The organism is Streptomyces sp. NPDC005393, assembly GCF_040606675.1.
In the GTDB taxonomy this organism is placed as follows: Bacteria; Actinomycetota; Actinomycetes; order Streptomycetales; family Streptomycetaceae; genus Streptomyces.
Genome location: NZ_JBEXFG010000097.1, coordinates 1 through 8,744 on the forward strand (window position 1 = coordinate 1; position 8,744 = coordinate 8,744).

9 protein-coding genes and 2 pseudogenes are annotated in these 8,744 nt (G+C 68.2%); 8 read left to right on the top strand and 3 right to left on the bottom strand.

What is annotated here, in order from left to right:
- On the bottom strand, positions 1-209 hold a 209-nt coding region (locus ABZS71_RS35060), incomplete at its 3' end, for a transposase (RefSeq protein ID WP_356216767.1).
- Positions 210-252: 43 nt separating this feature from the next.
- On the opposite strand from ABZS71_RS35060, the pseudogene ABZS71_RS35065 reads away from it, so the two are divergent.
- Together ABZS71_RS35065 and ABZS71_RS35070 are read left to right on the top strand one after the other, a co-directional pair.
- A pseudogene (locus tag ABZS71_RS35065) lies at positions 253-1,407 on the top strand (cytochrome ubiquinol oxidase subunit I); the annotation flags it as partial.
- Positions 1,408-1,505: 98 nt separating this feature from the next.
- Positions 1,506-1,832: pseudogene (locus ABZS71_RS35070) on the top strand (cytochrome d ubiquinol oxidase subunit II); the annotation flags it as partial.
- Between the two features lie 140 nt (positions 1,833-1,972).
- On the opposite strand, the gene ABZS71_RS35075 reads toward ABZS71_RS35070, so the two are convergent.
- Together ABZS71_RS35075 and ABZS71_RS35080 are read right to left on the bottom strand one after the other, a co-directional pair.
- Complete coding sequence (locus ABZS71_RS35075; RefSeq protein ID WP_356216770.1) at positions 1,973-2,518, bottom strand: hypothetical protein; 546 nt, start codon at positions 2,516-2,518, stop codon at positions 1,973-1,975.
- Between the two features lie 77 nt (positions 2,519-2,595).
- A complete protein-coding gene (locus ABZS71_RS35080) occupies positions 2,596-2,865 on the bottom strand; it encodes a hypothetical protein (RefSeq protein ID WP_356216773.1) in 270 nt (89 codons plus the stop codon).
- Between the two features lie 285 nt (positions 2,866-3,150).
- On the opposite strand from ABZS71_RS35080, the gene ABZS71_RS35085 reads away from it, so the two are divergent.
- The 6 genes from ABZS71_RS35085 (at position 3,151) to ABZS71_RS35110 (ending at position 8,709) form a co-directional block, all read left to right on the top strand.
- Positions 3,151-3,759 (top strand): hemerythrin domain-containing protein, encoded by a 609-nt coding sequence (locus tag ABZS71_RS35085; protein WP_356216776.1) that lies wholly within the window; start codon positions 3,151-3,153, stop codon positions 3,757-3,759.
- 444 nt (positions 3,760-4,203) lie between these two features.
- A complete protein-coding gene (locus ABZS71_RS35090) occupies positions 4,204-4,839 on the top strand; it encodes a hemerythrin domain-containing protein (RefSeq protein ID WP_356216779.1) in 636 nt (211 codons plus the stop codon).
- A 286-nt stretch (positions 4,840-5,125) separates the two neighbouring features.
- Positions 5,126-5,812, top strand: coding sequence for a DUF2071 domain-containing protein (locus ABZS71_RS35095; RefSeq protein ID WP_356216782.1), 687 nt, complete (start codon positions 5,126-5,128; stop codon positions 5,810-5,812).
- A gap of 1,052 nt (positions 5,813-6,864) precedes the next feature.
- A complete protein-coding gene (locus ABZS71_RS35100) occupies positions 6,865-7,605 on the top strand; it encodes a hypothetical protein (protein ID WP_356216785.1) in 741 nt (246 codons plus the stop codon).
- A 94-nt stretch (positions 7,606-7,699) separates the two neighbouring features.
- On the top strand, positions 7,700-8,026 hold the full coding sequence (locus ABZS71_RS35105; protein WP_356216788.1) for a transposase: 327 nt from the start codon (positions 7,700-7,702) through the stop codon (positions 8,024-8,026).
- A gap of 44 nt (positions 8,027-8,070) precedes the next feature.
- The gene (locus tag ABZS71_RS35110; protein WP_356216791.1) at positions 8,071-8,709 is read left to right on the top strand and encodes an IS3 family transposase; all 639 of its coding nucleotides are present in this window, start codon (positions 8,071-8,073) and stop codon (positions 8,707-8,709) included.
- Positions 8,710-8,744: the final 35 nt, after the last annotated feature.

The following is an 8,744-nucleotide window of genomic DNA, read 5'->3' on the forward strand; positions in this document are numbered from 1 at the left end:
GTCTTCGGTTCGCCGGTTCCTGGCTGCGGCCCGGGGTTCAGCGATGCCCGGTATTGCGAGACCCATTTGCCGAGGCTGGTCTCGTGGATGCTGAGCTCGGCGGCAACATGGGTGATCGGGCGAGGGCCATCGAGCACCATACGGACGGCCTCGTCTTTGAACTGCTGGGAGAATCTGGGTGGCACTTCTCTCTCTTTCCGGACGTTCATAACCCTACGCGGGCCCCTGTCCGGAAACCTCAGGGCACCTCAGTCCGGCACCATCCTCAGCTTCGAGATGGGGCTGCTGTGGCCCGGGCTGATGGGACGCTTCGGCCAGGTCATCGGGCTGCCCTTCGCGCTGGAGGGCATCGCCTTCTTCATCGAGGCCATCTTCCTCGGCATCTACCTCTACGCGTGGGACCGGCTGACGCCCCGCAAGCACCTGCTCATGGGCATTCCCATCGTGATCGCGGGCACCGCCTCGGCGTTCTTCGTCGTCTGCGCGAACGCCTGGATGAACCAGCCACGCGGCTTCACGCTGCGCGATGGCAAGGTCGTCCACGTGGACCCCTGGGCGGCGATGCTGAACCCGGCGAGCCCGCCGCAAACGGTGCACATGATCCTCGCCGCGTTCATGGTGTCCGCGTTCCTGACCGCCGCCGTGTACGCCGTCGCCCTGCTGCGTGGTCGACGCGACTCCTATCACAAGGCGGGTTTCGCCATTCCCTTCACCGTCGGCGCCGTCGTCGCCCCGTTCCAGATCGTGGTGGGCGACTGGGCCGCCCGTTTCCTGGCCGACTATCAGCCGGTCAAACTGGCGGCCATCGAGGGCGTGTACCGCACCGGCTCCCACGTCCCGCTGACCATCGGCGGCGTCGCCGGGAAGGACGGACTCAAGTACGGCCTCGAGATCCCCGACGGTCTCTCCCTGCTGGTCGGCTACCGGACGGACACGGTCGTCAAGGGACTGAACACGGTGCCCCGCAGCCAGTGGCCCGCCGTCACCGGTGTCCACTGGGCCTTCGACCTCATGGTCGCCGTCGGCTTCTTCCTGCTGGCCCTCGGCCTGTGGCTGCTTCTGGCCTGGTGGCGCACCCAGCGCTCGGGCGGTGAACTCCTGGACCGGCGTGGGAGCCGTCTGCTCCTGGTGCTCGTCGCGCTCGCCGGGCCGGCGTCCGTGGTGGCGCTGGAGAGCGGCTGGACCGTCACCGAGCTGGGCCGGCAGCCGTGGGTCGTCTGGGGGGTGATGAGCGTACGCGACGCCGTGAACCCCGCGCCCGGCCTGATGGCTGGCCTGTGGCTGGTGCTGGTTGTGTACGCCGCCATGACCGTCGCCACGGTATGCGTGCTGCGCCGCCTGGCTCGGGCAACGGCCGTTCCGACTGCACCGCAGGAAGCGGACGTGCGGGGGTATCCCGTGGTCTGACCCCACAGCGTGGGGACTTCCGACAAGACCGATCTTCCTTCGGCCCTCATCTCGATTCCGCCGCCACCCAGCGAACCGCAGCCGTCCTTGGAGGCACCGTGCTCGCCGACACCGCCCTCGCCGTCATGTGGGTCGGGCTGACGTGTTACGCCCTGTTCGGAGGCGCCGACTTCGGTGCCGGCGTGTGGGATCTGCTCGCCGGGGGCGCACGCCGGGGCGACGCACAGCGACGGCTCATCGAGCACAGCATCGGCCCGATCTGGGAGGCGAACCACGTCTGGCTCATCTTCGTGATCGTGCTGCTCTGGTCCGGTTTCTCACCGGTCTTCGCCGCCGTGATGTCCACTCTCTACCTGCCGCTGACCCTCGCCGCCCTCGGCATCATCGCCCGCGGCGCCGCCTTCGCCTTCCGCAAGGCCAGCACCGCAGTGCTGCTGATTCCGGCCCTGTGGCTGCTGTACGGGACCTTCCAGCGGGCACACACCGCTGACGCTCCGAACACGCACGGCCACACCTCCCCACAATGACCTCGCCGAGCGGGCTGTGACGTCCCTGACGCAGGAGCTCAGCCGGCTGTGGTGGCCAGTGCTTCCTCGGCCTGGCGGACGCGCCACTCCTCGATCCTCTCCTGCTGCTGCCGGGCTCGCTCGAGCAGCGTGTCGAGCCGGGCCGGGTCCAGGCGCTCGTCGACGGCGCTGAGCCGGCGCAGGGTCTGCCAGCCGGCCGCCTTCCCCTCGACTCCCAGCCGCAGGGCTTCGAGGTCCAGTACGGTGCCGAGCGGGGAGGGGCGTACCAGGTGGCCGTTGGGCTTCAGCCGTCCCAGCCTCTCGCCCGCCCAGCCCGCGCACACCTTGTAGCGGCGAACGGGGATGCCGAGGTCTCGCATGATGTCCAGCAGGGCTTTCCGGTCCTGGGCGATCTCGGTCGCTACGGGCTCGATCGCGCGGCCGAGCGCGGAACCCCGGGCGGTGCGCGCCAGGCGGGTGGCGCGTTCGGTGCCGGCGGTGGCGCCGGCGAGGTGGTCGTTGAGATAGATGCCGAGCAGCTTCGTGTCGGCGCTTCGTCCGGTGGAGCGGCGCTCGGCGACGCCGGAATTCGGAAGAGCGTTCATCTGCAGCCTCCTCGGGTTGCCGGGGCCTGCCGGCATGCGAGCGGTGGATCAGCGCGGAGCCGGGCGTCACCGGGGGTTCAGTCCGGGCCGCGGGGGAGGTAGTAGGTCTGTCTGAGAAACGCGGCCATGTCCTGCAGGGCCTGTCTGTATCCGGCTTTGTAGTGCGCGTCGACATCCGTCCGGCGGCCTTCGGCCTCCGCCCAGGAGTCGAGGTGCCAAGCGATGAGCAGGTGGTTGCGGTACAGGGCGCCGTGCCTTCCGCCGAGGGCGGCTCGCGCGCGGTCCTCGTCCCAGTCCTCCAGGTCGCTCGTGTCGAAGGCGAGTAGTTGATCGTCGGTCTGCGGCACCGTTTCCCTCCTCGGGTCGGTCTCCGCCGTCACGGGTACCGCGGCAGATCCCCGGAATGTTCGAATCAGCCAAGTCCGTGGCACTCTCGCGGTGACGGCTCACCGCTTGCACCTGCCGACCGATGAGTCCCCCTGTCATGCCCCTCCTGAACGCTCGTCCCCGTGCAACCGGGCACGGAGGTCTTCCGCGTTGTAGCGGGCCCCCTCCGGGTACCCGGCCGGACGTGGAGATCCGGGGCCCCGGCAGGCGGCGCGGCCCGGCTCGGAGCACGCACGGGAGCGGCCATGTCGAAGACCATCAAGGACCAGACCGTCGACGAGCTCGGTGGAGGCAGCAGCGTTCTGGTGCGGCAACGCCGTGAGCACGAGGAGATGGATCGGCTGATGGACCAGTACCTGACCCTCGATGACCTGCACCGGCGGGAACAGGTCCTGAAGCAGGTCGTCCAACTGGTCTTCAGCCACGCCTTCGCGGAGGAGACGGTGCTGTGGCCCGCCGTACGGGCCTCGGTCCCGGACGGCGAGGAACTGACGGCCCGGGTCGAGGAAGAACACCAGCAGATCAATGATCTCGTCGCGGACATCGAACGCCTTCCCGCCGGTGATCCCGGGCGTGAGGACAAGGTGCGGCGGGCCTTCGCCCTGATACGGCAGGACATCAGGGACGAGGAAGACCTTCTCCTCCCCCGGTTGCAGGGCGCGGTGGACACCGCCCGGCTACGCACCCTCGGCACCACCTGGGCGGCGGTACGACAGACCGCCCCGACGCATCCGCACCCCGTCATCCCCCGCCGGCCTCCCGGGAACGCCCTGCTGGGCGTACCGCTGAGCGTCTACGACCGCGTGCGAGACGCTCTGGGCATCGGCAGCTCCGCGTCACGACGAGGAAGGTGATCGCGCCCTCGCCGGGCTGCTCGCTGTCGCCCACGTGGGCGTCACCGTACAGCACCACCAACTGCGACGGCCGCGGTGAAAGCCACCGCCGCAGCTGTGCGCCCGAAAGGGAAGGAAGAGAGGAGTCGGGGCGGTCGTCGACCTCATCATGGGGAACCACTCCTGCGGAGGGCTGCGCCGGTCGGCCAGCTGCTTGCACAGACCGTTGGAGATCAGCCGTGCGACGACCAGCACGCGCCGTCGCGCGCTTGCGGAGGCTGTCGGCCGGCACTCGGCTCCGGCACTCGGCTGTCGGCTCCATGAGCTCCTTGGAAGATCGGCCCGGCAGAAGCGAGCCCCAGACTCGATCACTCGGCCGCGCGATGGCCGGAGTCCCGCTGGCAAGTTGTTTGTCGCCGCCCGCGAGGGTGACCCGGTCGCTGTCACCGGTGGAAAGGACATGCGATGAGCGCGCAGTTCCCCGAGAGGGACGACGAACCTCGACGTGAGAAGGCGGCGGAGTTGCCTGATGACGATGTCGTCGGGATCCTCCTGCGGCAGCATGCCCGCATCAGGGCTTTGTTCGGAGAGGTACGGGGGGCCGAGGGGGCCCGCAAGCAGGATGCCTTCAACGAGCTGCGGGGTCTGCTGGCCGTCCACGAGACGGCCGAAGAGATGATCGTGCGCCCTGCTGCGAAGGACACCGCGGGCGAGGACGAGGCCCACGCCCGTAATGCGGAGAAACAGGAGGCGAACAAGGTGCTCGCCGAGCTGGAGAAGATGGACCTCTCCAGTCAGGAGTTCGCCGTTCAGTTCGCGCAGTTCCAGCAGGATGTGCTCGCCCACGCCGGCCGAGAGGAGGCGATGGAATTCCCGGCCTTGGAAGCAGGTTGCACCCCGGAGCAGCGGCAGACCATGGGCAGGCGCCTGCTGACGGCCGAAAGGGCGGCTCCCACGCACCCGCGGTTCGCCCGTGCTGCAGTGGACGCTGGGCCCATTCGCCTCCTTGCTGGACCGGGCCCGCGACGCGCTCGGCACGCGCCCGTGATCTTTCCGGGTCGAGAAGCGTCATGCCGACGAACATCAAGGACAGACACCTGAGCAGTTGGGCGGTCAGGACAGTGTGCCGGCGCGGCAGGACGGGATCACGCGGAGACCGACCGCCTCATGACACGCCACCGCACCGGTATCGGTCGGGAACGCCAGCAAGCGTTGAAAGATGTCATTCAGCTGGTCTCCAGCCAGATCAAGGGCTTGTCCACCGGGTCCGACCCAATGCGGCGGATCGGAAGCCGCCGGTATCTCGGCAAACTCGCCGTGGTTGGGACATGGGCATGCAGGGGAGTCGATGCGCGTGGTGACGTACGGGCCGGAACATCGTGTGCGCATGCCGGCGCTGCGGGCCGGCTGGCTGACACAGACCTTTCTGCACTGGGCGTACGCTCCAGAACTCATCCAACGCCTGCTGCCCGATCGGCTCACGGTCGACACCTATGACGGGCACGCCTGGGTGGGTCTCACACCGTTCGTCATGGCCGACGTACGCCCTCCCGGCTCCCCTGTGGCGCTGGCCGCCTTTCCGGAGACCAATCTGCGCACCTATGTGCGTGGACCGGGCGGCCGGGAAGGGTTGTGGTTCCTGTCGATCGAGGTGGCCAGCCCGGTGATGCTGGCGGCTCGCGCCATCGGGGCGCCGTACCACCTCGGGCGACTGCGGCTGGCGCGCAGCGGTGAAAGCGTGACGTACACCGGATCAAGATGGGGCGGCGAGTCGGCTTACCGCATGACCGTACGACCGGGCCCACCGATCCACCCAACGCACCGAGATGTGTGGCTTGCGTCACGATGGCGGGCGTTCACGCACAGCACGGGCGCTTTGTGGGAGACGCCCGTCGAGCACGAGCCCTGGCCGCTGCGCGCAGCCCATCTCGACGACCTCGCCGAGAGCGTGACCCGTGCGGCAGGGCTGCCCGCGCCCGCCGAGGAGCCACTGCTGCACTTCTCCGACGGGGTCCACAAGGTCCGCCTCGGTCTCTCACGGCCGGTGCGGCCGCAGCCAAGGAGGCAGGGATGAACCCCATCTGGGTGGCCCGATCACAAGGGCTGTTCAACCTGGTCGGCGGCGGCTGGCCACTGCTGCACCTGCGCAGCTTCGAGTGAGTCTTCGGCCCCAAGTCAGAGGAGTGGCTGCAGCAGACGACCGCCGGGCTGCTCGCCACGGCAGGCTCCAGCATGCTGCTCAGCCCGGCCACGACCGACGGGCTCCGCCAGGCCCGCCGCACCGGTGTAGGGACTGCGATGACCCTGCTGGCGATCGACCTTTTGTATGTGCCACGACGCCGCATCCGCCCGACCTACCTGCTGGACGCGGCTATGCAGGCCGGATGGCTGACGGCATGGCTTCGCTGTGGCCGACTGGCGGGGCCCCCGAGCGCATGAGCGTCTCCCCTGCACTGCGTGAACAAACCAGCGACGGGCAGAGCACAAGGGACAGGGCGCGGCACCCGTACGGCCAAGTCCGGCGTGCGTCACAGGTTCAGCACCAACGGTGGCCACCACGTCACACATGCACGGGCAGTCGGAATACCACTGGGCCCGCCGGAGCAGGGCGCAGCGCATCAACCACCACACGACAGAACCCGCCCGGTCTCCCCGCGGGGCCGTGTCGTCTGGTGGATCCCGTCTTGGTGGCTGCGATCGCAAATCCAGCGTTTACGAGCGCATCGCAGGAACACGAACTGCATGAGGAGCCGAGCGCGTCATGCGCGCAAGCACAAGCACAGTCGAGCTCGAGACGAAGCCCCACCGGAGTGCTCCGGTGGGGCTTCGTCTAGTGGCTCCGGGCAGAGGCTCCCGCCGGCATGCTCCCCGGCGCGGCCTCGCCCTATCACCGGCCTGTCACAGGCGCTGTCACACGTCTGTCACCAACTACGCCGACTCCCCCGGACCGTGACGCCCTGACCTGCTCTTACGCCCCAACCCTGGACTGACGTGGACGCCCACGGACGGTCTCTACAACCTGTGCCATGTGGTACCGTGAGGCCCACTCGCTAGCACCACGGACTACTCACCAAGATCCGGACCCGGCGCGGACCAACTCGGCTTCGCAGCGGACGATTCCACCCTTTGTCGCAGGTCGGAAGCGACGTCCCCGTGCAGATTCTCGACCAGCTCGCCCCCGGCGGACGCCTGGTCATCCCGATGCGGATCCGCGGCAGCATCTCCCGCTGCTTGGCTTTTGAACGCGACGGCCGGGCGTGGAAGACGGTCTCATCCGAGATGATGTCGTTCGTCCCCTTGCGCAAGGGTGTCTGCAATGACATCCGCACCATGGTCGACATGGCGGGTGAGGGCGACGTCCGCTTGGAGACTTACAGCGAGCAGAGCGTCGACCGTGATGCGATCCGCAACGTTCTGGACCAGCCCCCGGCCACGGTCTTCACCAGCGTGAAGTTCCGCAAGGACACCTACCAATGGCTGTACCTGTACCTGGCCTTCGTGTTTCCCAATGCCCTGTCCCGGGTGCCCGGATCCCACCCCGGCCTGAACCCGAACTTCGGCTGGGGCTCCATGGCCGCCCTCGACGACGACACCCTGGCCCACCTCACCAAGCGCGAGGGCGAAGACGAGCAAGACAAGTTCTGGCAGCTCGGTGTCATCGGCCACGGCCCGCGCGCCGCCGAGCTCGCCGACCAGGTCGCGACCGAGATCCACGAGTGGCACCGCGACTGGGGTAACAACGCGCCGCAGCCCACCTTCCGCCTGGCCGTCGGCGGCGCCCGCGGCCAACTGGCGGCCACCGAACCGCGCTTCATCATCGACAAGACCTCCAGCCGTCTCGTCGTCGACTGGCCGCGTAAGAGCTGATCCGCAAGAAGCGGGCGCCTTGCCACGAGGAGGACGACATGCAGTGAACCGCCCCGGTTCGAGTAGAGGCTCGATTTCATGAAAGGATCGAGTCATGGCAAGACCTTCCCGTTACCCCCTTGAGCTCCGCCGCCGTGCGGTGCGCATGGTCGCCGAGGTGCGCGACGACCACCCGAACGAGACGGCCGCTTTGCAAGCGGTGACCGAGAAGCTCGGCATCGGGTCCCGCGAGACGCTGCGGAACTGGGTGAAGCAGCAGGAGATCGACGCGGGGACGCGTCCGGGGACGACGACGGAGGAGTCCGCCCAGCTCAAGGCGTTGAAGAAGGAGAACGCCGAACTCAAGCGCGCCAACGAGATCCTGAAGGCCGCGGCTAGTTTCTTCGCGGCCGAGCTCGACCGGCCACACACACGCTCGTAGCGTTCATCGACGAGCACCGGGACCGCTTCGGCGGCGTCGAGCCGATCTGCAGGACGCTCACCGAGCACGACTGCAAGATCGCCCCTTCCACGTACTACGCCCACAAGAAACGCCTCGCCTCCCCCTCCGCCCGTTCCGTGCGCGATGAGGAACTCAAAGAGCGGATCCAAGAGGTCTACACGTCCAACTACCGTGTCTACGGGGCCCGGAAGATCTGGCGCGAGCTGAACCGGCAGGGACATGCCGTGGCCCGCTGCACCGTCGAGCGCCTCATGCGCGAACTCGGCATCACCGGCGCCGTCCGCGGCAGGAAGGTGATCACGACGATCATCGATCCGGCCGCCGGGCGGGCCCCGGACCTTCTCGACCGCGACTTCGTCGCCAGTGCCCCCAACCGCTGCTGGGTCGCCGACTTCACGCACGTCGCCACCTGGAGCGGGATCGTCTACGTCGCCTTCGTCGTGGACACCTTCTCCCGTCGCATCGTCGGCTGGTCCGCCTCCACCTCCAAAGAGACCCAACTGGTCCTGGACGCACTGGAGATGGCCCTGTGGCAGCGCGACCGCGAGGACCGCCCGCACACTCCCGGGCAGCTGATCCACCACTCCGATGCCGGCAGCCAGCTCAGGTTCAAGGGGTCGTTGCAACACCGCTGCTCTGTAGCGAGAGTAGGTGATCGTTGAGGGCTTCCGCGGGAGTTCGCCAGCCGAGTGTCTTG

Excerpts from the sequence above, each read along its gene's own strand:
- ABZS71_RS35075 (WP_356216770.1), bottom strand. The coding sequence starts at position 2,518 with ATGAACGCTCTTCCGAATTCCGGCGTCGCCGAGCGCCGCTCCACCGGA.
- ABZS71_RS35085 (WP_356216776.1), top strand. The coding sequence starts at position 3,151 with ATGTCGAAGACCATCAAGGACCAGACCGTCGACGAGCTCGGTGGAGGC.
- ABZS71_RS35090 (WP_356216779.1), top strand. The coding sequence starts at position 4,204 with ATGAGCGCGCAGTTCCCCGAGAGGGACGACGAACCTCGACGTGAGAAG.
- ABZS71_RS35095 (WP_356216782.1), top strand. The coding sequence starts at position 5,126 with ATGCCGGCGCTGCGGGCCGGCTGGCTGACACAGACCTTTCTGCACTGG.
- ABZS71_RS35105 (WP_356216788.1), top strand. The coding sequence starts at position 7,700 with ATGGCAAGACCTTCCCGTTACCCCCTTGAGCTCCGCCGCCGTGCGGTG.